This window comes from Actinoplanes sp. KI2 (genome assembly GCF_025630775.1).
Classification (GTDB): Bacteria; Actinomycetota; Actinomycetes; order Mycobacteriales; family Micromonosporaceae; genus Actinoplanes.
The window spans coordinates 109,623-130,678 of the sequence record NZ_JAOSZE010000018.1 but is presented as its reverse complement, the minus strand read 5'-3'; the positions used below and the strand labels follow the sequence as shown (position 1 = coordinate 130,678).

At 72.1% G+C, this 21,056-nt stretch carries 25 protein-coding genes; 9 read left to right on the top strand and 16 right to left on the bottom strand.

Features of this window, described 5'->3' with window-relative positions; all coding sequences use genetic code 11:
- Window positions 1–5: 5 nt before the first annotated feature.
- Genes ODJ79_RS20500 through ODJ79_RS20470 form a run of 7 tightly spaced genes read right to left on the bottom strand, consistent with a single transcriptional unit; the run spans window position 6 to window position 5,032 of the window.
- Window positions 6–638 (bottom strand): SRPBCC family protein, encoded by a 633-nt coding sequence (locus ODJ79_RS20500; RefSeq protein ID WP_263025112.1) that lies wholly within the window; start codon window positions 636–638, stop codon window positions 6–8.
- Window positions 638–985: an ArsR/SmtB family transcription factor gene (locus ODJ79_RS20495; protein WP_263025111.1), complete on the bottom strand. Its 348-nt coding sequence runs from the start codon at window positions 983–985 to the stop codon at window positions 638–640. Before ODJ79_RS20495 ends, ODJ79_RS20500 begins: the two co-directional genes overlap by 1 nt.
- Window positions 986–1,018: 33 nt before the next feature.
- The gene (locus ODJ79_RS20490) at window positions 1,019–1,873 is read right to left on the bottom strand and encodes a P1 family peptidase (RefSeq protein ID WP_263025110.1); all 855 of its coding nucleotides are present in this window, start codon (window positions 1,871–1,873) and stop codon (window positions 1,019–1,021) included.
- Window positions 1,874–1,916: 43 nt separating this feature from the next.
- The gene (locus tag ODJ79_RS20485) at window positions 1,917–2,483 is read right to left on the bottom strand and encodes an NADPH-dependent FMN reductase (protein WP_263025109.1); all 567 of its coding nucleotides are present in this window, start codon (window positions 2,481–2,483) and stop codon (window positions 1,917–1,919) included.
- Between the two features lie 57 nt (window positions 2,484–2,540).
- Window positions 2,541–3,419, bottom strand: a complete 879-nt coding sequence (locus ODJ79_RS20480) for an alpha/beta fold hydrolase (RefSeq protein WP_411267354.1) — start codon at window positions 3,417–3,419, stop codon at window positions 2,541–2,543.
- 45 nt (window positions 3,420–3,464) lie between these two features.
- Window positions 3,465–4,625, bottom strand: a complete 1,161-nt coding sequence (locus tag ODJ79_RS20475) for an RNA polymerase sigma factor (protein WP_263025107.1) — start codon at window positions 4,623–4,625, stop codon at window positions 3,465–3,467.
- Window positions 4,622–5,032 (bottom strand): YciI family protein, encoded by a 411-nt coding sequence (locus tag ODJ79_RS20470; RefSeq protein ID WP_263025106.1) that lies wholly within the window; start codon window positions 5,030–5,032, stop codon window positions 4,622–4,624. Before ODJ79_RS20470 ends, ODJ79_RS20475 begins: the two co-directional genes overlap by 4 nt.
- 87 nt (window positions 5,033–5,119) lie before the next feature.
- Here ODJ79_RS20470 and ODJ79_RS20465 point away from each other — a divergent pair, with 87 nt between their 5' ends.
- Window positions 5,120–5,989 carry an LLM class F420-dependent oxidoreductase gene (locus ODJ79_RS20465; protein WP_263025105.1) on the top strand — a complete coding sequence of 290 codons (870 nt, stop codon included), beginning with the start codon at window positions 5,120–5,122 and terminating at the stop codon, window positions 5,987–5,989.
- A 69-nt stretch (window positions 5,990–6,058) separates the two neighbouring features.
- Complete coding sequence (locus tag ODJ79_RS20460; protein WP_263025104.1) at window positions 6,059–6,472, top strand: hypothetical protein; 414 nt, start codon at window positions 6,059–6,061, stop codon at window positions 6,470–6,472.
- Between the two features lie 68 nt (window positions 6,473–6,540).
- Here ODJ79_RS20460 and ODJ79_RS20455 read toward each other — a convergent pair whose 3' ends face one another.
- Entirely contained in the window at window positions 6,541–7,974 is a 1,434-nt protein-coding gene (locus ODJ79_RS20455) for a gamma-aminobutyraldehyde dehydrogenase (RefSeq protein WP_263025103.1), read from the bottom strand.
- 131 nt (window positions 7,975–8,105) lie between these two features.
- On the opposite strand from ODJ79_RS20455, the gene ODJ79_RS20450 reads away from it, so the two are divergent.
- The 3 genes from ODJ79_RS20450 to ODJ79_RS20440 all read left to right on the top strand — a co-directional run bounded on the left by ODJ79_RS20450 (window position 8,106) and on the right by ODJ79_RS20440 (window position 9,998).
- Window positions 8,106–8,669, top strand: a complete 564-nt coding sequence (locus tag ODJ79_RS20450; protein ID WP_263025102.1) for a GAF domain-containing protein — start codon at window positions 8,106–8,108, stop codon at window positions 8,667–8,669.
- A 157-nt stretch (window positions 8,670–8,826) separates the two neighbouring features.
- The gene (locus ODJ79_RS20445; RefSeq protein ID WP_263025101.1) at window positions 8,827–9,519 is read left to right on the top strand and encodes a hypothetical protein; all 693 of its coding nucleotides are present in this window, start codon (window positions 8,827–8,829) and stop codon (window positions 9,517–9,519) included.
- 185 nt (window positions 9,520–9,704) lie between these two features.
- Window positions 9,705–9,998, top strand: a complete 294-nt coding sequence (locus tag ODJ79_RS20440; RefSeq protein WP_263025166.1) for a transcriptional regulator — start codon at window positions 9,705–9,707, stop codon at window positions 9,996–9,998.
- 4 nt (window positions 9,999–10,002) lie between these two features.
- On the opposite strand, the gene ODJ79_RS20435 is transcribed toward ODJ79_RS20440, so the two are convergent.
- Window positions 10,003–11,235 (bottom strand): saccharopine dehydrogenase family protein, encoded by a 1,233-nt coding sequence (locus ODJ79_RS20435; protein ID WP_263025100.1) that lies wholly within the window; start codon window positions 11,233–11,235, stop codon window positions 10,003–10,005.
- A 230-nt stretch (window positions 11,236–11,465) separates the two neighbouring features.
- Here ODJ79_RS20435 and ODJ79_RS20430 point away from each other — a divergent pair, with 230 nt between their 5' ends.
- The 3 genes from ODJ79_RS20430 (at window position 11,466) to ODJ79_RS20420 (ending at window position 14,559) form a co-directional block, all read left to right on the top strand.
- Window positions 11,466–11,906: an Lrp/AsnC family transcriptional regulator gene (locus ODJ79_RS20430; protein ID WP_263025165.1), complete on the top strand. Its 441-nt coding sequence runs from the start codon at window positions 11,466–11,468 to the stop codon at window positions 11,904–11,906.
- On the top strand, window positions 11,903–13,189 hold the full coding sequence (locus ODJ79_RS20425; protein ID WP_263025099.1) for an NAD(P)/FAD-dependent oxidoreductase: 1,287 nt from the start codon (window positions 11,903–11,905) through the stop codon (window positions 13,187–13,189). The genes ODJ79_RS20430 and ODJ79_RS20425 overlap by 4 nt, the downstream gene beginning before the upstream one ends.
- 200 nt (window positions 13,190–13,389) lie before the next feature.
- Complete coding sequence (locus ODJ79_RS20420; RefSeq protein WP_263025098.1) at window positions 13,390–14,559, top strand: hypothetical protein; 1,170 nt, start codon at window positions 13,390–13,392, stop codon at window positions 14,557–14,559.
- Here ODJ79_RS20420 and ODJ79_RS20415 read toward each other — a convergent pair.
- Entirely contained in the window at window positions 14,505–15,077 is a 573-nt protein-coding gene (locus ODJ79_RS20415) for a CGNR zinc finger domain-containing protein (RefSeq protein WP_263025097.1), read from the bottom strand. The two genes, ODJ79_RS20420 and ODJ79_RS20415, sit on opposite strands and share 55 nt — an antisense overlap.
- 45 nt (window positions 15,078–15,122) lie before the next feature.
- Here ODJ79_RS20415 and ODJ79_RS20410 point away from each other — a divergent pair, with 45 nt between their 5' ends.
- Complete coding sequence (locus ODJ79_RS20410) at window positions 15,123–16,352, top strand: MFS transporter (RefSeq protein WP_263025096.1); 1,230 nt, start codon at window positions 15,123–15,125, stop codon at window positions 16,350–16,352.
- Here ODJ79_RS20410 and ODJ79_RS20405 read toward each other — a convergent pair.
- The 6 genes from ODJ79_RS20405 to ODJ79_RS20380 form a co-directional block, all read right to left on the bottom strand.
- Window positions 16,333–17,214 (bottom strand): MBL fold metallo-hydrolase, encoded by an 882-nt coding sequence (locus tag ODJ79_RS20405; protein ID WP_263025095.1) that lies wholly within the window; start codon window positions 17,212–17,214, stop codon window positions 16,333–16,335. The two genes, ODJ79_RS20410 and ODJ79_RS20405, sit on opposite strands and share 20 nt — an antisense overlap.
- Before the next feature lie 62 nt (window positions 17,215–17,276).
- Window positions 17,277–17,876: an SMI1/KNR4 family protein gene (locus tag ODJ79_RS20400; protein WP_263025094.1), complete on the bottom strand. Its 600-nt coding sequence runs from the start codon at window positions 17,874–17,876 to the stop codon at window positions 17,277–17,279.
- A gap of 48 nt (window positions 17,877–17,924) precedes the next feature.
- Complete coding sequence (locus ODJ79_RS20395; protein WP_263025093.1) at window positions 17,925–18,554, bottom strand: response regulator transcription factor; 630 nt, start codon at window positions 18,552–18,554, stop codon at window positions 17,925–17,927.
- Complete coding sequence (locus tag ODJ79_RS20390; RefSeq protein ID WP_263025092.1) at window positions 18,551–19,723, bottom strand: sensor histidine kinase; 1,173 nt, start codon at window positions 19,721–19,723, stop codon at window positions 18,551–18,553. Before ODJ79_RS20390 ends, ODJ79_RS20395 begins: the two co-directional genes overlap by 4 nt.
- Before the next feature lie 5 nt (window positions 19,724–19,728).
- A complete protein-coding gene (locus tag ODJ79_RS20385) occupies window positions 19,729–20,142 on the bottom strand; it encodes an ABA4-like family protein (RefSeq protein ID WP_263025091.1) in 414 nt (137 codons plus the stop codon).
- Entirely contained in the window at window positions 20,139–21,038 is a 900-nt protein-coding gene (locus ODJ79_RS20380) for a hypothetical protein (protein WP_263025090.1), read from the bottom strand. The genes ODJ79_RS20385 and ODJ79_RS20380 overlap by 4 nt, the downstream gene beginning before the upstream one ends.
- Window positions 21,039–21,056: the final 18 nt, after the last annotated feature.

Genomic DNA, 21,056 nt, shown 5'->3' with positions numbered 1-21,056 from the left:
AGCTGTCAGCCGCCGGTGTAGGCGGCGTATCCGCGATCGGCCTGGGCGGCGGCCAGCGCCGGGTCCTCGCCGTCGGCGATCGCGACCTCCCGCCACGCGTCCGCGGCCAGCCGGTAGAAGAGCTTGCCCTCGTCCGAACCGACCCAGGCCATCAACTCCTCGGGGCTGAACCGCTCGGCCGCCGGATCGTCGAGGTAGCGAGCCAGGCCGAACATCCCCGAGTCCCAGCCGAGACCGGTCGCGGTCGGCCCGAACTGCTCCCACCACTCGTCCTTCACGTGCGCAACGTGTTCGAGTTCGAAGCGGGTGCCACCGGTCTCGGCGGTCAGCCGCACCTCGATCCAGCTGACCTCGTCCCCGTACTCCCAGGTGGCGGAGTAGCCGCGCGGCTTGTCGCAGGCGGTCACCGTGCCGCCGGCGTTGCCCTCGAGCTGGTAGTGGCCGCCCTCCTTGAGCTCGCCGGTGACCGGCAGGAACCAGCGGGCGATCCGGTCGGGAGAGGTCACCACCTCCCACAGGTCGTCGATGTCGGTGTCGTAGACCTGGCTGATGGTGGAGACCCGGGCCTCACCGGCCTCCAGGGTGCGACGGCCGAGCGTGCGCCGCACGGTGCTGATCTGCTGCCGGATGTCGATCATCAAGATTTCCCCTCGTCGTGGAGGCGTCGTTGTCTTTTTCCGCGGGCGACCTCGGTGCCCATGGCGGCCAGGCGCGGCGCCCAGAACCGGCGGAACCGGCCGAGCCACTCGTCGGCCTCGCGCAGCGCGGTGTCGTCCACCGCGTACAGCCGGCGGGCGCCCTCCGGCCGCACGGTGGCGAAACCGTTGTCCCGCAACACCTTCAGGTGCTGCGAGACGGCCGGCTGGGAGATGCCGAACTCGGCCCGGATCACCTCGGTCACCTCGCCCGAGGAGCGCTCACCGTCGGCGAGCAGCTCCAGGATGCGGCGGCGGACCGGGTCACCGAGCACGTCGAACGCGTGCATGACCCGTACGCTATCAGATTGGGCTTATATAAGTCACGCATGAGATACTGCGTCCCGGATCGCCGACGCCATCGTCTCGGCGGCCACCGCCCGGAGCAGGTCGATGCCGGCGTCGGCGACGTCGCCGGTGGCCAGCGCGACCACCGCGTCGCCGTCGTAGCGGGAGTGCGCGGGATGGATGGCGCGGGCGTAGCCGGTGTGGCCGCTCTGGGCGAGCAGGAAGCACTCGTTCTTGTCGAGCCGGGCATCGGTCAGCAGAACCCCGACGGTCGTGTTCAGTCCGAACGAGGCGGCCGGCGTCGCGGGCGGCGCGTCCGGCCCGAACACCGGGCGGCCGTCCGGCCCGAGCACGTCGCCCCAGGCGTTCACCACGACGACGGCCACCACCGAGGCGGCGCCGACCGAACCGCGGGCCACCCCCAGCCCGCCGGGGTCGAGCCGCTGCCGCCACTTGCCGGTGGTGGCGCCGGCGCCCGCCCCGACCGCGCCCGCCTCGAAAGGCTCGCCGCGGAAGGCCGCCGCCAGGGCCTGCTTCCCGGCCGCGTACGCCGGCGGTGTCCCGGCCACCGAGGCGTCGAAGATGGACATGCCGACCACGATCGGGACCGGTCCGAGCGGGGTCGCGAAGCCGAGACCGCGTTTGCGCAGGCCCTCCATCACGCCGTCGCCCGCGGCGAGCCCGAAGGCCGAGCCGCCGGAGAGCACGACCGCGGACACGGTGGAGACCGTTCGCACCGGCGAGAGCAGCTCGAACTCGCGGGTCGCGGGCGCTCCCCCGCGCACCTCGCCGGACCCGACGGTGCCCTCCGGCGGCACGATCACGGTCACCCCGGTGCCGGCCCCGGTCCAGTGCCCGGCGTACGCGGAAAGCAGCTGCGGTGCGCTCACCACCCCATCCAACTACGCACGCCCGGCAGAGCGCGCGGGAACCTCAGCCGCGCAGCGGCTTCAGGGCCCCGGCCACCCGGTGCAGCTCGTCGAGCAGGACCGTCGCGGCGGCCTCGGTGGTCTCGGACGGATCGAACCGGCCGTCGACCATCCGGCTCGTCACGAACGGGATGTTCACCTGCTGGGCGATCGTGAACAGGTTCAGCGCGAAGACGGCGGCGTGCAGGGCCATCGCCGATCGGGTGCCGGCCGAGACGCCGCCGTAGCTGACCACGCCGGCCGCCTTGTAGCGCCACTCGTGGTGGAGGTAGTCGATCGCGTTCTTGGCGACGGCGCCCAGCGTGAAGTTGTACTCCGGGATCACGAAGACGATCGCGTCGGCGGCGCCGACCTTCTCGCTCCAGCGCCTGGTGTGCTCGTGTTCGTAACGGCTCAGCCGGGGATGGTGCGGCTCGTCGAGCAGCGGCAGGTTCTCCTCGGCGAGGTCGGCGACGCTCACCTGGAAACCGCCGTGCGCCTTCGCGGCGTCGACGAACCACTGCGACACCGGCAGGGCGACCCGGCCGGGGCGGGTGCTCGCGACGACGACGAGCAGACGGAGATCACTCACGGGGCGGATCCGTTCCGATGCACGCTGGTTGTTACAGCAGACAATAAGCCGAAGCCGTCAGCGGCGCGCCGCGTTGGCCGCGATCGCGTCGACCACCTGCGTCCACAGCTGGACCGGGAGGTCGTGGCCCATGCCGGGGATCAGCACCAGCTCGGCGCCGGGGATCGCCTCGGCCGTGGCCAGGCCGCCGGACATCGGGACCAGCGGATCGGCCTCGCCGTGGATCACCACGGCCGGGACGGCCACGTCCCGCAGGCCCTCGGTGCGGTCCGGCGAGGCGATGATCGCCGCGTACTGGCGAAGGGTGCCGGCCGGGCGGTAGCCGCGGTCGTATTTGGCGCCGACGCGTCGCTCGATGTCGGCCCGCGGAGCCGGGTACGCCGGCGAGCCGATCACCCGGGCGGTCTCGATGCCGTTGGCGATCGCCTCGGCGCGGTCGGCGGCCGGCGGGCGCAGCAGCACGGCCTGCGCCGCCGGGGTCGGGCGGCCCACCCCGCGAGCGCCGGTGGTCGACATGATCGAGGCGAGGCTGGCGACCACGTCGGGACGATCGATGACGAGCTGCTGGGCGATCATGCCGCCCATCGACGCGCCGACCACGTGGGCGCGATCGATGCCGAGGGCCTTCAGCAGGTCGGCCGCATCGGCGGCGAGGTCGGAGAGCAGGTACGCCACCGAGGAGGGATCGCCGCCGATGATCGCGGGGATATCGGGCAGGCCCAGGTCGTCCAGGGCGGTGGACAGACCGGCGTCGCGGTTGTCGAAGAGGATCACGTGGAAGCCACGTCCGGCGAGCTGCTCGACGAAGCCGGCCGGCCAGTCGATCAGCTGGGCCCCCAGGCCCATGATCAGCAGCAATGGCGGATCGGCCGGGTCGCCGACGGTCTCGTAGTAGATGCCGAGTCCGTTCGCGCGCACCTCGGTCACGCCCACCATCCTCGGTGGCGGCGCGGCCCGGCGCAAGAGGGCAGGGACCTGACGTCACCGCAGCCGCGCCGCCCGGGTGGTCAGGTAGCGCTGCTCGGGCAGGCTGGTCGTGCGGGCCGCCGCGGCGGCGTACAGCCGGGCCGCCTCGGCCGTCTCGCCGGCCCGTTCGAGCAGGTGGGCGCGGACGGCGTCGAGGCGGTGGGTGCTCAGCCGATCGCCCAGTCCGTCGATCATCTCGAGGGCCGCGCGGGGACCGTCCGTCATGGCCACGGCGACGGCCTTGTTGAGGGTGACGACCGGGCTGCCGGTGATCCGTTCGAGCAGGCCGTAGAGCGCGACGATCTGCGGCCAGTCGGTCTCCGAGGCGGTGGCGGCGCGGGCGTGCAGGGCCGCGATCGCCGCCTGCAGCTGGTACTCGCCGACCGCGCCGCGGACGAAGGCCGCGTCCAGCACGGCGGTGCCCTCGGCGATCAGTCGGCGATCCCAGGCGCTGCGGTCCTGCTCCTCCATCGGGACCAGATCGCCCTCCGCGGAGACCCGGGCCGGCCGGCGGGCATCGATGAGCAGCATCAGGGCCAGCAGGCCGGCGCTCTCCGGCTCGGCGGGGTCGAGCATCCGGGCGAGCCGGATGGCCTCGGCGGTCAGGTCCACCCGGTGCAGGACCGGGCCGGCACTCGCCGCGTACCCCTCGTTGAAGAGCAGGTAGAGCACGTGCCGGACCGATCGAAGGTCGTCCGGTTGCCGGAACGGCACCCCGGAGGCCTTGATCCGCTGCTTGGCGCGGCTGATCCGCTGGGCCATGGTCGGCTCGGGGACCAGGAAGGCCGCGGCAATCTCCGCGGTCGTCAGTCCGGCCGCGGCACGCAGCGTGAGCGCTATCTGCGACGCGGGGGTGAGCGACGGGTGGCAGCACATCGCCAGAACCGCGAGCGAGTCGTCGGCGGCCGGCCCGCCGTTCTCGGCCGTCTGCAGGCGGGCGGCCAGCTCCTCGCGCCGGCGGCGCGCCTGCTCGCCACGGATCTGGTCGATCAGCTTCCGGGTGGCCGTCTGCAAGAGCCAGCCCCGCGGGTTGCCAGGAAGTTCGCTCGGCCAGTGCAGGTACGCGGACAGCAGCGCCTCCTGCACCGCGTCCTCGGCCGCGTCGAAGTCCCCGCAGCGCCGGGCGAGAACGCCCAGCACCTGCGGGGCCAGCGACCTCAGTAGATCCTCGATCACGCGGAGAGCGCGTCGAAGTCGGTGATCGACATCGCCCGGCGCACGACGACGGGCTGCCGCAGCGGCACCCCGCCCGGCCCCGGCACCGCGGACACCCTCGCGGCGATCTCCAGCGCGCGGGCCTCCGACTCCACCTCGACCAGTTGATAGCCGGCGAAGGTCTCCTTGAACTCGGCGTACGGTCCGTCGGTCACGACCGCCGGGCCCCGGCCGTCCGAGATCACCTCGAGGGCCTGGTCGGGTGGGGTCAGCGCCTCGGCGCCGATCAGCTCGCCGTTCTCGGCGAGCTCCCGGTTCAGCGCGGCGTAGTAGTCCATGTGCGCCCGGACCTCCTCGGGCTTCCACTGGTCCATCGGCTCCGGCACGTCGCCCGGCCGGTAGTCCACGATCAGCAGGTAACGCGGCATGAGTTCCTCCTCTGGTCGGTCTGTCCGCGGGTAGGACGGAGCCGATCACTGTCGCTCGACATCATCACCTGACCTAAGTTATGAACCATGAGTGTGCGCTTCGGGGTGTTCGTGCCGCAGGGCTGGAAAATGGACCTCAACGAGATCGACGACCCGGTCGAGCAGTACGAGGCGATGACCGCGGTCGCCCGGGCCGCGGACGCCGGTCCGTGGGACTCGATCTGGCTCTACGACCATTTCCACACCGTCCCGAAACCGACGTTGAACACGACCTTCGAGTGCTGGACCGCGTCGGCGACGCTCGCCCGCGACACCCACCGGGTCAACATCGGCCAGATGGTCGGCTGCAACGGCTACCGGCAGCCCGCCCTGTACGCCAAGATCGCCTCCACCGTCGACGTGGCCAGCCACGGCCGCCTCTACGCCGGTCTCGGCGCCGGCTGGTACGAGCACGAATGGCGCGCGTACGGCTACGAGTGGCCGGAGGTTCCGCAGCGGATGGGCGCCTTCCGCGAGGCGGTCGAGATCGTCCACCGGATGTGGACCGAGGACCGGCCGGTCTTCGCCGGGAAGCACTACCGCATCGACGCCCCGATCAACCAGCCCCGCCGCAAGCCGCGCTTCTGGATCGGCGGCGGCGGCGAGAAGGTGACGCTCAAGCTGGTGGCGAAGTATGCCGACGGCTGCAACGTGGGCAACGGCGACGTGGCCCTGATCGAGCAGAAGCTGGGCGTGCTGCGCGAGCACTGCCGTCAGGTCGGCCGTGACTATGCCGCCATCGCCAAGTCCACCACGATCGAGGTGAACCCGTCGTGGTCCACCGAGGACGTCCGGTCCCGGGTGGCGCAGGTCGTGGCCGCGGGCTGCGACTACGTCATCTTCTACATCCCGCGGCTGGCCTACGACCACGAGCCGCTGCACCGCTTCGCCGCCGACGTGATTCCCCATTTCGGATGACCATATTTGGAGAAAGGTGGCGGAATGTCTAAATTACCCCCGTTAGAACCCATCTGACCGGGAGTAAGAATGAAGATCCGTCACATCCTCGGGCTCGTCGCCGGCGCCGCCGCCATGACCGCGGGCCTTGCCACTCCGGCCCTTGCCGACACGCCGGCGCCGGTGTCGGCGCCGAAGCCCACCGTGGACAGCATCAAGGCCAGGGTCGACACGGTCGCCGACCACATCACGACCAGGCTGCAGGCGCTCCAGACCCGGATCGCCAAGAAGCCGGCGCTCGCCGCCGCCCAGGCAACCCTGCAGGCCGACATCACCAAGTCCCTCGCCGACACCGCCGCCTGGCGCAAGCAGGCCGACGCGGCGACCACCATCGCGGAGATCCGTGCGTGCGCCCCGGCGCGCCAGACCCTGAAGGCCGACCTCGCCAAGCTGCGCGCCGACGTGGCGGCCGCGAAGGGCACCACGACGACGAACCCGAACTGACGCACGCCCCGGGGACGGCCCGGACCATGCCGGTCCGGGCCCCCGGGCTCAGCCGCCTCATCCGCCGCTCAGCCCAGAGAGTGCATCACGTGCTTGATGCGGGTGTAGTCCTCGAGCCCGTACACGGACAGATCCTTGCCGTGCCCGGAGTGCTTGAACCCGCCGTGCGGCATCTCGGCCACCAGCGGAATGTGGCAATTGACCCAGACGCAGCCGAAGTCGAGCCGCTGCGTCATGCGCATCGCCCGCCCGTGGTCCTTCGTCCACACACTCGACGCGAGTCCGTACTCGACCCCGTTCGCCCAGCGGACCGCCTCGTCCTCGTCGGAGAACCGCTGCACGGTGATGACCGGTCCGAAGATCTCGTCCTGCACCGCCTCGTCGGTCTGCCGCAGGCCGGAGACCACCGTCGGCGCGTAGAAATAGCCTCGCTCGCCGACCCGCACGCCACCCGCGTTCACCGTGGCGTGCTCGGGCAGCCGGTCCACGAAGCCGGCCACCCGCTCCCATTGGCGGGCGTTGTTCAGCGGACCGAACAGCACGTCCTCGTCGTCCGCGGCGCCGGTCTTGGTGGCCCGCGCCTGCTCGGCGAGCGCCGCCACGAAGTCGTCGTACACGCCCGGCGCGGCCAGCACCCGGGTGGCGGCCGTGCAGTCCTGACCGGCGTTGAAATAGCCGCCGACGGCGATGGCCTCGGCGGCCGCCGCCACGTCCGCGTCGTCGAAGATGACCACCGGCGCCTTGCCGCCCAGCTCGAGGTGGGTGCGCTTGAGGTCGGCGGACGCGGCCGTCGCCACCTCCATGCCGGCCCGCACCGAGCCGGTGATCGAGACCATCTGCGGGGTACGGTGGCTGACCAGCCGGCGGCCGGTGTCGCGGTCGCCGACGACCACGTTGAGCACGCCCGGCGGGAGGAACTCGGCCGCGATCTCGGCAAGCATCACGGTGGTCACCGGGGTGGTGTCCGACGGCTTGAGCACGACCGTGTTACCGGCCGCGATCGCCGGCGCGATCTTCCAGACGGCCATCAGCAGCGGGTAGTTCCACGGCGTGACCTGCGCGCAGACGCCGATCGGCTCGCGCCGGACGTAGGACTCGAAGCCGTTCAGGTACTGCCCGGCCGACCGGCCCTCGAGCAGCCGGGCGGCGCCGGCGAAGAAGCGGATCTGGTCGATGGCCGGCGGCAGCTCCTCGCTGCGGGTCAGGCCGAGCGGCTTGCCGGTGTTGCGCGACTCGGCGGCGACCAGCTCGTCGGCCCGCGCCTCGATCGCGTCGGCGAACTTGAGCAGCGCCTGCTGCCGCTCGCTCGGCGTGGTGCCGCGCCAGGTCTCGAACGCGGACGACGCCGCCTCCATCGCCCGGTCCACATCCGGCTGGCCGGAGACCGGCGCCGAGGCGAACACCTCGCCGGTGGCCGGGTCGATCAGGTCCTCGTAGCGGCCCTCGGCCGGCGCGGACGCGGCGCCGCCGATGAAGTTGTGCAGCACGGTCTTGGCGGTCACTCGATCTCCAGACGCAGGATCGGACACTTTCCGGCCCATCCTGCCACCGATTCCGTACCTGGCAAGACCATCCGACCACTCTTTCCGTCATCCGGCTCAGCCGTGCCGCGGCGCTGACGAACGGAGGGAAAGTGGGCTCGCACACGGTTCTGACCGACACCGCGCGGCTGCGGCGGCTGCTCGACTGCGGCCTGCTCGACGGCGCGCCGAGCGACTCGCTGGACCGCCTCGCCCGCGCCGCCGCCCACCACGTCCGGGCCGCGCGCGCCCAGGTCAGTCTGGTGACCGCCGATCGCCGCGTGGTGGCCGGCCAGGCGGGCCCGCCGCTCACCCATTCGTTCTGCCGCATCGTCGTCGACACCGACGCCGCGCTGCTGGTCAGCGACGCCCGCACCGACGATCGCGTGGCCGGCCACCCGGCGATCGCCGACGGCGTCATCGCGTACGCCGGCTTTCCGATCCGCAGCGCCGACGGCTATCCGCTGGGCGCCTTCTGCGTCGCGCACGACCAGCCCCGCGACTGGGAGCCACGCGCGTTGTTGCTGGTCGAGGATCTGGCCGCGGCCGCCGAGACCGAGATCGTGCTGCGCGCCGAGGCCCGCGGCCGCCTGCGCCATCTGGCCACGCTGCTCGCCGACGCCGATCTGACCCCCGCGCAGCGGACCGCCCTTCTCGACGCAGCCAACACCTTCTGAACCCACGCAGACGTACGCGCGAGCACAGGTCCCCGGTGTGCCGGCGACCTGGCTGCCTGGTCACCCCCGGTGCCGCTGGCATCCGGGTGGGCCCGGGTGGTTGGGCTTCACCCCCGACGCACTTGCGGAAAATGGTTGGCGATGGAAACCTATCGGCATGACCACCGAAACGGTACCCGCCGGCGGCGAGCCCCGCCGGCTGCTCTCCGACGTGCACTCACTCGCCCGCCAGGTGCGCCGCGACCAGCGGGCAACCTGGATCGCCCTGTCGATCCTGGCCGGGGCGACGTTCGTCGCGATCCCGTTCGACTATTTCTTCCTAGTCGCGCATTGCACGCCGGTCGGCGACGGCGCCGCCTGCACCTTCGACCGCCGCGGCTTCCTTTACTACTGGCCGCCGGCGCTGCTGCTCTCGTACGCGGCGATCGCCCTCTGCTACGTGCGGATCGCCCGCCGGCGCGGGCTCGGCGCCCGGGTGCTGCCCTACGCGATCACCGGCGCGGCGCTGACCGTCCTGTTCACCGCCGCCTGGGTCGGTATCCGCCTGTATCTCGCCCACCACGGGACCCCGGCCAACCCGCTCCCCTCCTGGGCGCTCCTGCTGGACCGCCTGGTCGCGCCGGCCGGCACGATCGGGGTCGCGCTGCTGGTCCTGGCCCGGCTGGAACGCAACGTCCCGCTGCTGGTGTTCACCCTCGGCTATCTCGCCGTGGTGCTGGTGCCGATCGACTTCGGCTGGGGCCGGAACTGGGGCATCCACACGACCTTCCTGCCGCCGCAGATCATCGCCGGCACGGTCCTGCTCGGCGGCGCCGTCGGCTTCGCGCTGGCCCACCGGCGGCCGCGATGACCGCCCCGAACGCGGACCCGGCGGCAGCGACGACCGACCCGGACGCGGACCCGGCGGCAGCGACGACCGACCCGGACGCGGACCCGGCGGCAGCGACGACCGACCCGGACGCGGACCCGGCGGCAGCGACGACCGACCCGGACGCGGACCCGGCGGCCGCACCGGACACTCATCCCGTTCTCGGGCTGGACGACGTCGTGCACCAGCGGGTGCGGCTGGGGATCCTCACGATCGCGCACGAGGCCCGGCGGGTCGAGTTCGGCTACCTGCGCGGCCAGCTCGAACTGACCGCGGGCAACCTCTCCAAGCACCTCACCGTGCTGGAGACGGCCGGGCTCGTCGACGTCGAGAAGGGCTACGAGGGCAGGCGCGGCCGCACCTGGATCACGCTCACCACGGCCGGCACCGCCGCCCTCGCCCAGGAGATCTCCCGGCTCAGGGCGCTGGTCGACCGGGTGGAGATCGAGCCGCCGCACTGACTGCTCAGCCCTGCTCGCGCATCTCCCACGGGGTGCCGTACTCGACGAGCTTGTCGAGGAAGGGCACGGCGTCGAAGGCCTCCGGTCCGAGCACGCCGGTGCCCTGCCAGACCCCCGAGGCCAGCAGCTCCAGGGCGACGACCGGGTTCACCGCGGTCTGCCAGACCACCGCCTGGCAGCCGTACTCCGACATGGACCACTCGTTGTCGACCAGGTGGTACAGGTAAACACTGCGCGGCTCGCCGTCCCGGCCGAGGCCGCTGACCACCGTGCCGGCGCAGGTCTTGCCGGTCATCCGGTCGCCCAGCGTCGCCGGGTCGGGCAGCACGGCCGCCACCACGTCGCGCGGCGATACCGAGGCGGCGCCCACCCGGACCGGGTCGGTGCGGTCCAGGCCCAGTTTGTGCAGGGTGCGCAGGATCTCGATGAACTCGCTGCCCAGCCCGTACTTGAAGGTGACCCGGCCGGCGTCGACCCAGCGCGGAATGAGCAGCACCTCCTCGTGCTCGACGTGGACGCACTCGACCGGGCCGATGCCGCCGGGGAAGTCGAAGAGCTCCGGCTCGCTGAGCGGGACCGTCGTGTGCCAGCCGTCCTCCCGGGTCCAGATGACCGGCGGGTTGAGGCACTCCTCGATCGTGGTCCAGACCGAGAAGGACGGTGCGAAGTCGTAGCCGTCGACGACCAGGTTGCCGCCGTCGCGGATGCCGATCTCGTCGATCCGGGAGAACAGGTGATCGGCGGCGTAGCGGGCGAAGACGTCGGAGAGGCCCGGTTCGACGCCCATGCCGACCAGGGCCAGGCGGCCGGCGTCCGCCCAGCGCGGGGCCGCGGCGAACTGGTCGTCGCCGAGCTTGACCCCGGTCCGGCGGTACGGGTCGGTGGGGTGCGGGTGGGACAGGGACATCGCCATGTCGAGGTAGTCTGCGCCGGCCGCAAGGGCGCCCTCGAAGACCGGCAGCACGAAGCGCGGGTCGACCGCGTTCAGCACGTGGGTGATCTCGTGCGCCCGGCACAGCTCCGCGATGTCCGAGCTGTTCGACGCGTCCACCCGGGCGGCCACGAAGCGCGGGTCGGCGGCCGCCGGCTCGGCCGGGGAAAGCGCGTCGGCGACCGCCCGCTCGGCTCGGGCCGGGTCGAAGTCGGCCACCACGAACCGGGAGAAGAACGGCCGGCGCGCGGCGATCGCCGCCGCGGCGGAGCCGACCCCGCCGGCCCCGACCACCAGGACACGCATGGGATACCCACCTTCCGGCCAAGACGACCCGACGATCACTGAAACCGTGTCCCAAGAGCCTCCGTGCGACCGAAAAGCTTGTCAAGGGCGACCAACTCTGCGATAAACGCAGTTGTCAACGCCGCCCGGGAAGGACCGCCAATTCAGTGACCAACCCGAACCGGACACCCACGGTGATTGCCGTCCACCCGCACCCGGGGAAGAATCGCGGCGTGACGGCGGACCTGGCTCTGGATCAGATCAACAAGCAGATCATCGAGCACCTTCAGCGGGACGGGCGGATGTCGTACGCGACGCTCGCCAAGGAGATCGGCCTGTCCGAGGCCGCCGTGCGCCAGCGGGTGCAGCGCCTGCTCGACGGCGGGCTCATGCAGATAGTGGCGGTCACCGACCCGCTCACGCTCGGCTTCGCCCGGCAGGCGATGGTCGGCCTCAAGGTGACCGGCGACCTGCGCGCGATCGCCGACGAGCTCGCCGCCATCCCCGAGGTCGACTACGTGGTGATCTGCGCGGGCGGGTTCGACCTGCTGGTCGAGCTGGTCTGCACCGACGACTCGCACCTGCTCGACCTGCTCAACGAGAAGGTCCGGCCGATCAAGGGCGTCACCTCGTGCGAGACGTTCATGTACCTGAAACTGGCGAAACAGACGTACGCCTGGGGAACTCGGTGACCGCACCGTCCTACTGGCTGCACACCCTCGGCCCGGTCACCCGGCGCGCGCCGCTGGCCGGCGACCGCGACGCCGACGTGGCGATCGCCGGGGGTGGCTACACCGGCCTGTGGACGGCGTATTACCTCTCGCAGGCGGCCCCCGAACTCAAGATCGTGGTGCTCGAGGCCGAGTACTGCGGGTTCGGCGCGTCCGGCCGCAACGGCGGCTGGGCCTCCGGCCTGTTCCCGGTCTCCGCAGCGAAACTGACCCGCCGGTACGGTGCGCAGCGCGCGTCCGCGATGCATGCGGCGCTGGCCGGCGCCGTCGACGAGGTCGGCCGGGCGGCCGCGGCCGAGGGCATCGACTGCGACTACGCGAAGGGCGGGACGATCACGCTCGCGCGCACCCCCGCGCAGCTGCGCCGGGCCTCTTCCGCGCCCGGGTTCATCGGCGCCGACGAGGCCGGCGCGATCTGCGGGGCGAACGGCGTCCTCGGCGGGGTCTACCGCCCGGACTGTGCCGCCCTGCACCCGGCCAAGCTGGTCCGGGGCCTGGCCGAGGCGGTCGAGAAGCGGGGCGTCACGATCCACGAGGGCACCCGGGTCCACCGGATCGCCCGCGGCCGGGTCGAGACGTCGCACGGCACGGTCAGGGCCGGCACGGTCGTCCGCGCGCTGGAGGGTTACACCGCCCGGCTGGCCGGTCACCGGCGCAACCTCGCCCCGGTCTACTCCCTGATGATCGCCACCGAGCCGCTGTCCGCCGCCCAGTGGGAGCGGATCGGGCTGCGCCGCCGGGAGACGTTCAGCGACGAACGGCACATGATCATCTATGGTCAGCGCACGGCCGACGACCGGCTCGCGTTCGGTGGGCGGGGCGCGCCGTACCACTTCGGGTCGCGGATCGAGCCGGCCTACGACCGGGTGCCGGCCGTCTTCGACGGCCTGCGGGCGACGCTGACCGAGATGTTCGGCATCCGGCCGGAGATCGCGTACCGGTGGGGCGGCCCGTTGGGCATCCCCCGCGACTGGATGCCGAGCGTCGGGCTCGCCGACGGCCTCGCCTGGGCCGGCGGCTACGTGGGCGACGGCGTCGCGGCCGCCAACCTGGCCGGGCGTACCCTCGCGGACCTGATCGCCGGCGCCGACAGCGACCTGACCGCCCTGCCCTGGGTCGGCCACCGCTCGCGGCGCTGGGAGCCGGAGCCGATCCGCTGGCTCGGCATCAACGCCGCCCTGCGCGCCACGAACGTGCGCGACGCGCTCGAACGACCCCGCGCCCGGGTGTCGACAGCGGACTGATCCGTGGCGGCCCGCCGGTAAACCGGCTGCGACCTTGCATTCCGGCGTGGCATCCTGGTCTCATGACGTACCGCACGCGCTTCGGCCGGCCCCCGACGGTGGCCGACTGATTTTCGTGTGCGCGACGGCCGCCCATCGGGCGGCCGTTGTTGTTTCTGCGGTCCCGTTCCCGTGGGTGGTCGTTCCCCAAAACCACTTTCGTGTACCACGAGAAGACCGTGACCTACCTCAGCCCCGCCGCCCTCGCCGCCGACCTCGCCGTCCGTGACCTCACCGACCCGGCGTCCGGCCCGCACGCCCTGCAACTGCTGGTGTCCGCGATCCTGGACGCGGCGGGGCGACGCCGGCCGGGCGCGTCCCTGGTCGTCCACCGAGGATCCCGGGTCGTCTCGGTCGCCGACAACTACGACCATCTCGGCTACGGCCCGTCGGCGAAGGCGCGCGACTCCCGATATACGCGCTATGTCGCCCGGGATCGGATGCTCCGCTCGCAGACCTCGGCCCTGATCCCGGGCGCCCTGCGAGCACTGACCGTGCCCGACGCGCTGATCGCCTGCCCCGGCGTGGTGTACCGCCGCGACGCGATCGACCGCCTGCACACCGGCACCCCGCACCAGCTCGACCTGTGGCGCCTCGGCCCCGCGCCGTCCGCGTCCGACGAGTTGCTGGAGCTCGTGGGCATCGCCCTGGGCGCCGCACTCCCCGGCGTGCCGTGGCGAACCAGGCCGGCCGCACACCCGTACACCACCGGCGGTCTCGAGATCGAGGCGTCCGGCCCCGGCGGCACGTGGGTCGAGGTGGGCGAGTGCGGCATCGCGGCCGACCACGTGCTCCGCACCGCCGGCGTCCCGGCCGGGATCGGCGGGCTCGCGCTCGGCCTCGGCCTCGACCGGTTGCTGATGCTGCGCAAGGGCATCGACGACATCCGGCTGCTGCGCTCGGCCGACCGTCGCGTGGCGGACCAGATGACCGACCTGACGCCCTACCGCCCGGTGTCCGCTCAGCCGGCCGCCCACCGCGACCTGTCGGTGGCCCTCCCCGCCGACGTCACCGCGGAAGACCTCGGCGACCGGGTACGCGCCCTCCTCGGCGAGGACGCGCACCTGGTCGAGGAGGCCACCATCCGGTCCGTCACGCCGCCGGACGCCCTGCCGCCCGCCTCCCGCGACCGGCTCGCCCTCCGCGCCGACGAGGCGAACGTGCTGCTCCGCGTGGTCCTGCGCGACCTGCACACCGCCCTGCCGAAACAGCGCGCGAACGCCCTCCGCGACCGCCTCTGGGCCGGCCTGATGGGCGACCGCAGCCGACCGCAGAATCAGCCCCACCGCACGGATGCACCCGATGGCGCTCTGATGGCTCGTTGGCGCTGACGGTATGCGGCGGCCTTGGCCCGGTCGCCGCAGCCGCGCATCCCGCACCAGCGGCGCCGTTGGCCCCGGGACCGATCGATGAACGGTCGGGTGCAGTGCTCGTCGTCGCACCAGCGGAGTGCCTCGCGGTCGGCGCTGTCGTGCAGTTCGAGGCAGTCGCGGGCGAGGAGAGCCAGGATGGCGTCGGTGTCGCCCGCGCGATGGACTCCATCGGCCTCCAGTCGCAGTGCGGGCAGCGGTTGGGCGCCGGCCGCGTTGACCATCTCGCGGTCGGCACGGTCGACGGCGGTGCCATCGATCAGGGCTCGGATCAGCCGGAACATTGCCTCCCGGAGGTCCTTGGCCCGCTGCAGGCCGGCTTCGTCCACCCTCGGGGGGCGGTCGACGATTCCGGACTGCACGGCCCAGTCCGCCAGGTCGCTGGGGGCGTTCAGTTTCTCGTCGTCGGTATGCCCGCGCTCGCCGAGCGTGGGCAGAAAATCCAGCACCGGCCGGTCGGCGATGAACTCGAACTCCACGTCACCATCTTGACCGGTGACGCACCGTCCTGCAAAAGTCGACCGATGGCATCACCAGTTGAACAGGTGACGAGGCTCGGACCCGGAACCGGATTGGCTCGCTATCTGGTCGCTGCCGCGCTGGCGCGGACGGCCGACGAAGGCGCCCGGGTCGCGCTGATCGTCCTGGCACTGGATCGGACGGGAAGCGCCGCCATCGGCGGCACGATGGTCGCGACCCTGCTCATCCCGCACGTCGCGGCGGCGCCCTTGATCGGCGCCCTGGTCGACCGTGCCCGCCGACCGGCCATGGTGCTCGCCGGCGCGATCGCCGGCTTTGCCGCCGGCCTCGCCATCCCGGTCGCCCTGTTGGGTCACACGTCGCTGTGGCCGAGCTACCTCGCCCTCGCGGTGGCCGGATGCTGCGGACCGGCAGTGACCGGCGGGCTCACCAGCCGGTTGTCCGAGCTGACCGAGCCTGGCCGGGAAACTCGTGCCTACGGACTGGACTCGCTGCTCTACAGCGTGGCCGGCATGGCCGGACCGGCGCTGGCCGGGATGGTCGCGGCTGCTGCCGGCCCAGGCGTCGCCACCGGCGTGCTCGCGGCTGCGGCCGGGCTCGGCGCGGTCACCACCGCGACCCTTGGCTTTCCTGCTGCCGGGGCCGCCGAAAGGCGCGCTGGATCGGTGGGACTATGGGACGGCGCCCACGCGATCGTCAAAGAGCGCGACCTGCGGGTGCTGACGCTCACCACCGCTTTCGGCCAGTTGGGCCCGGGCGGTCTGGCGATCGTGGCCACCGCCTTGGCCGTCGCGGCGCACCGACCGGCACGGGCCGGACTGCTGCTCAGCGCGGTCGCGGCCGGCGCGTTCGCCGGTTCCCTGGTCTGGACCTGGCGACCCCTGCCCGCGTCCCGCGCGCCCAGCGTGACCGGGTGGGCGATGTCCGCCTTCGGGCTGCCGCTCCTACTGGCCACGGCGGTGCGATCGCTGCCCGTGACCGCCGTGCTGTTCGCCTTGGCGGGAGCAGCCAACGGACCGTTCACGGCGGCGCTGTTCCTGGCCCGCAATCAGCTGTCGGCCGAGGCAGTGCGGACCCAGATCTTCACCATCGGCGCCGGGATGAAGGTGGCCTGCTCCGCGCTCGGCGCCGGCCTCATGGGTTTCACCGCCCACCTACCGGTCAGCGTGCAGTTGCTGCTCGTGGCCGTCAGTCCCATCGCCGCCGGCGTGGCGGGCGGTGTGCTGCTCACCCGACCGCACTCACGAGGATCCCTCAGAGGCGCCAGAGGATGAAGTCGTCGTGCGGGTAGGTTTCGATTTCTCCGAAGGGTGGAGCGCCGGCATTGTCACCGGCCTTGGTGAGCATGTCCCGCAGCGCACGCAGGTGGCCGACGGTCAGCTGCAGCGGTGGTTCTTCCGGCTGGTAGGTCGACCCGATGAGGTAGTCCTTGCCCGGTGTCGTGGTCATTTCGATGTGGCAACCGAGGACATGGCTGACCGGCCGGGTCGCGCAGAAGTTCAGCAACCGGTCGATGGTGGCGGTGAACGCAGGCCAGTCTTCGACGTAGAGCCGCCCGGGGTACACCGAGTCTCCGGTCAACAGCAACCGGGTGTACCGGTCGTAGAACACGGTGGCCGATCTGTGGTGCCCGGGCCCGGGCAGTACGTCCAGGACCCGTCCGCCGAGATCGACGGTCGCCGCACCGGCGGGCCACGAGTCCAGGCCAAAGAACTCGATCACGTCGTCCACCGACCTGCCGACCACCACGGTGTCCGGTCGATCGGCGAACTGCCCGTCGCCCGCGACATGGTCGTCGTGGCCGTGGGTATGGGCGACGGTCAGGCCGTAGCCGTCGCGGGGATGGTCGGCCAGCCAGGCGGCGATCAGCTCGTCGACCGTCCGGCGCAGCGGGAAGTATGCCGGGTCGGCCGTGGCGCCGGTATCCAGCAGCAGCGCCCGCGCGTTGCCGAACAGCAGGAACATGAACGGGGCCTCGTGGCTGACCGACTTGTTCTGCCGCAGAATCATGGTGTGCGGGTCGTAGGCGTGCACCTGGATTTCGGGTGCGGGATCGTGCTTGGCCGACGGCCAGCCCGCGTGCCAACTCACCGCAAGACTCCCGGCCCCGGCCACGCCATCACTGAAATCGAGCATGCGAGCATGCTAGTGACCAGGTTCGGACAGCGTGGACCAGAAGTTCACCATCAGGGCATCGATCACCGGAAGTGAGTTGCACCGGCCAAAACGGCATCGAGCCAGCGCTCATACCAGCTCAGGAAGCCCGCGTCCCTGGTGAAGACCGGCCCGGCCGGGGTGTCGCCGGTGCCGGCGACGCGGCCACGGGCCGGCCCGCTGACGACCAGGATGGACAGGTAGCCACAACCCTGATCGCTGAGCGCGAGGGTTCCGCAATATGGCTCGTCGTCCTCGTCCGGCGCCACCTCGGACGGCCAATCCGAGAAGACGCGTCCCGGCTCGGCCGGGAAAGGCGTCGCCAGCGTGCTCTGCCCGGGCATACCCCACAGGCTGGTGGCCCAGTCCTGAAGGGAGTGCAGGCCGTAGTACGGACCGGCGCCTCCCCAACGGCCCGGGCCGCCGTTCCCGATCGTGGTGATGAACGCCCGGTAGTCCTCCGGCAGCGAGACGCCGTGCTCACGCTCGAATGCGGTCACCTCGTCGTCGGTCAACGGCGGGCCCAGCTCGAAACGGTGCGCTGAGGCCCCGAACATGACCGGCTCGCCCGGCCGCCTGGCGGCAACCGCGAGTTTCACCGCTACCCGGTCCAGGCGCGCCGACAGGTGGGGATCAACCGTCACACGATCATTGTGACGGGAAACCGGGACCGGGGAGAACGGCCGGCGCGGTCACCCCGGCTGATGGGCGTACAGCGCCAGGCGTACGCGATTGGGGCAGTTGGTCTTGGTCATCAGCGCCGTGATGTGGGTCTTCACGGTGGTGATGCCGATGTGGAGCCGCTCGGCGATCTCCGCGTTGGAGAGGCCCTCGCCGACCAGGTCGAGCACCGCCTGCTCGCGGCCGGTCAGGCCCTCCCGCGGCCGGACCGGATCGGTGCGGCTGGTCACCGCCCGCTCGACCAGCCGGCGCAGCACGTCCCGGCTGAAGGCGCTGTCCCCCGCCGCGGCCCGCCGGATGCCGTCCAGCAGCTCGGCCGGCGGCGCGTCCTTGAGCAGGAAGCCGCACGCCCCGGCCGTCAACGCCGGATAGAGGTGGTCGTCGTCGCCGAACGTGGTGAGCACCAGGATCCGGGCCGTCGGCCGGCTCGCGAGGATGCGGCCGGTCGCGCTGATCCCGTCGACCCCCGGCATCCGCAGGTCCATCACCACCACGTCCGGGGCGACGCGCTCGGCCAGGCGCACCGCTTCCCGGCCGTCGGCGGCCTCCCCCACCACCTCGATGTCGTCCTCGGCGGCGCAGAGCATGCGCAGGCCCGCACGGATCAGCGGCTGGTCGTCGACGAGCAGGACCCGGATCATGCGGCCGCCCGCGGCAGTACCGTCCGCACCAGCCACCCGGTCCCGGCCGGGCCGGCGGTCAACCGGCCGCCGAGCACCTCGACCCGCTCCCGCATCCCGATCAGGCCGTGCCCGGTGCGGCTGCCACCGGCGTCCGGTCCCACCGACGGCAGCTCCGTGGCGGCGCGGCCGTCGTCGGCCACCTCCCAGCTCACGGCGCCGTCGTCGACCGAGATCCGCAGGTACGCCCGCGCGGTGGGCCCGGCGTGCTTGGCCACGTTGGTCAGCGCCTCCTGGGTCAGCCGGAGCACGGCCAGGCCGCGGACCGCATCGATCTCACCCACCGCCTCGTCGATGTCGGCGTCCACGGTGAGCCCGGTCCGGCGGGCCACCTCGACAGCCGCACCCAGCGCGGCCGGCAGCGAGCCCGGCTCGATCGCGGTGATCGCCGCCTCGCCCCGCACCCCGCCCGGGTCGCGCAGCACCTCGACGAGCCGGCGCAGGTCGGCGAGCGCGGTCGTGCCGGTGCCGTGCACGTCGTCGAGCACTTCGGACACCCTCGGGTCGAGCTCCGGGATCACGTGCCGGGCCACGCCGACCCGCAGCACCATCGACGCCACGTGGTGGGCCACCACGTCGTGCAGCTCCCGGGCGATCGCGCCGCGCTCGTCGGCCCGCGCCGCCCGGCTCTCCGAAGCGGCCCGCAGCTCGGCCTGCACGCCCAGCTCGCGGGTGGTGCGGATGACCAGTCCGAGCAGTAGCGGCAGCCCGACCGGCAGCACGATCACCCCGAACAGCTCGCTGCGCAGCGAGCCCGGCGAGTCCGGGATGGACAGCACGCAGTAGAGCGCAAACAGCAGGCCCGCGCACAGCCAGATCGTGCGCGGGCGGCGCGCCCAGACCGCCACCTCGGCGAGCGCCCAGCTCGAGCCGACCTGATTGATCGTCGTGTCGTGCAGCACCCACATCGCGACCCCGAGCAGGGCGGCCTGCGCCAGGAAGCAGATCACCGGCCAGCGGCAGAGCGCCACCGCGGCGACGAACGCGACCACGGCCAGCCACAACTGGGCGGCCGTGGGCTGCCGGCCGTTGTCCAGCCCGAAGACCAGGTAGCTGACGCCGCTCAGGTCGAGCAGCACCATGCGCAACCAGGTGTCCCGCCGGTCGAAGAGGCGCACCACCCAGCCCATGGCGGTCAGCCTAGGCGCTCGCGGGCGATCAGATGGACCCCGAGTCCGAGCGGCCCGAACAGAGTCGTCAGCACCAGCATCGGCGCGACGACGACCGGCCGCATCTTCCGCTCGCCGGCGTCCAGCCAGATCCATCGCCCGACGAAGAGATCGAAGGCGATCAGGTGCGCCCACGCCGCCGCCGCGCCGTTCGTCGTACCCAGGGCCGCCCGCAGACCGCCCAGCGTCGGCCGGATCACCACCGGGAGCAGCTCCGGCAGCGCCGGGATCACCAGGATGGCGTAGATGACCAGCACCGGCAGCACGATCAGCGGGCTGCCGGCGATCCGCTCCGTCCACCGCCACCTGGGGAACAGGATCATCAGCGCCCAGAACGGCGCGGCCACCAGGAACGTCACGCCGAAGAGCGCGCCGGTCATGCCTTCGTCCTCAGGACCGCCGCGGTGGCGGCCGCGGTCGTCGCCGCGAGCGCACCCCACGCGATCAGGGTCGCACCGTCCGGCTGGAGCAGCGGTTGCCCGCGGAGTGCCTGCCAGGTCAGCAGCAGGACGAGTACGCCGTAAGCTCCGCCGGCGACCAGCAGGAGCCGAACCCGCGTCCGCTCGCCGACGCCCCGCCTCGCCAGGAACAGTGCCAGCAACGGAAGCGCCTGCAGGGCGTGCAGCCCCACGAAGTGCCCGATCCGCAGGTCGCCGCCCGTCGTGCTCCACCCGGTGACCGGCAGCCCCGGCCCGCCGTCCGGCACCCCCACGCTGTGCGCGCCGGTGATCCCCTCGATCCCCGGGTGCTGCATCGGCGTCACCATCGGCACCGCCGCGAGCATGCCCACCAGCGAAAGACCAAGACCCAACCTGATCCCGTACGCGTTGCCGCGGTCCGGAATCCGCTGCACCAGCGCCACCACCCCGAGCAGCAGATGCGCGACGAACAGCACCAGGATGGACGCGCCCATCGCCCGCCAGAGCGCCGCGTTGAAGCCGGACGTCTCGTTGTAGTGGCTGGTCGTTCCCCGCCCCGCCTGGACCATGATGATCGCCTGCTCGATCACGCTCACCCCGATGACGGCCGCCGCCGCCCACTCCACGAGGCGACTCCGGCGCGGCAGGACCGACAGCATCCACGCGAGCGTGAGCGCGTAGACGCTGAAGGAGACCGCGAACTTGAACGGCTTGAGCCAGACCGGCGCCCCCGTGACGACGCGCGGATCCACCACTATTCCGACGGCCGTGACGAGGGCGAGCCCCGCCATCACGGCCGTCAGCCCGACCAGCGGCCGGTGCCACCGAACCCGATTCTGTGCGATCGCGATAGTCATGGATGCAGACTGCGCATC

What these genes read in the sequence shown, in the direction of transcription:
- ODJ79_RS20500 (WP_263025112.1), bottom strand. Translation starts at nt 638, where the DNA reads ATGATCGACATCCGGCAGCAGATCAGCACCGTGCGGCGCACGCTCGGC.
- ODJ79_RS20495 (WP_263025111.1), bottom strand. Translation starts at nt 985, where the DNA reads ATGCACGCGTTCGACGTGCTCGGTGACCCGGTCCGCCGCCGCATCCTG.
- ODJ79_RS20480 (WP_411267354.1), bottom strand. Translation starts at nt 3,419, where the DNA reads ATGGTGGGCGTGACCGAGGTGCGCGCGAACGGACTCGGCATCTACTAC.
- ODJ79_RS20470 (WP_263025106.1), bottom strand. Translation starts at nt 5,032, where the DNA reads ATGCCGCGTTACCTGCTGATCGTGGACTACCGGCCGGGCGACGTGCCG.
- ODJ79_RS20465 (WP_263025105.1), top strand. Translation starts at nt 5,120, where the DNA reads ATGAGTGTGCGCTTCGGGGTGTTCGTGCCGCAGGGCTGGAAAATGGAC.
- ODJ79_RS20460 (WP_263025104.1), top strand. Translation starts at nt 6,059, where the DNA reads ATGAAGATCCGTCACATCCTCGGGCTCGTCGCCGGCGCCGCCGCCATG.
- ODJ79_RS20445 (WP_263025101.1), top strand. Translation starts at nt 8,827, where the DNA reads ATGACCACCGAAACGGTACCCGCCGGCGGCGAGCCCCGCCGGCTGCTC.
- ODJ79_RS20435 (WP_263025100.1), bottom strand. Translation starts at nt 11,235, where the DNA reads ATGCGTGTCCTGGTGGTCGGGGCCGGCGGGGTCGGCTCCGCCGCGGCG.
- ODJ79_RS20410 (WP_263025096.1), top strand. Translation starts at nt 15,123, where the DNA reads ATGGCATCACCAGTTGAACAGGTGACGAGGCTCGGACCCGGAACCGGA.
- ODJ79_RS20405 (WP_263025095.1), bottom strand. Translation starts at nt 17,214, where the DNA reads ATGCTCGATTTCAGTGATGGCGTGGCCGGGGCCGGGAGTCTTGCGGTG.
- ODJ79_RS20395 (WP_263025093.1), bottom strand. Translation starts at nt 18,554, where the DNA reads ATGATCCGGGTCCTGCTCGTCGACGACCAGCCGCTGATCCGTGCGGGC.
- ODJ79_RS20390 (WP_263025092.1), bottom strand. Translation starts at nt 19,723, where the DNA reads ATGGGCTGGGTGGTGCGCCTCTTCGACCGGCGGGACACCTGGTTGCGC.
- ODJ79_RS20385 (WP_263025091.1), bottom strand. Translation starts at nt 20,142, where the DNA reads ATGACCGGCGCGCTCTTCGGCGTGACGTTCCTGGTGGCCGCGCCGTTC.
- ODJ79_RS20380 (WP_263025090.1), bottom strand. Translation starts at nt 21,038, where the DNA reads ATGACTATCGCGATCGCACAGAATCGGGTTCGGTGGCACCGGCCGCTG.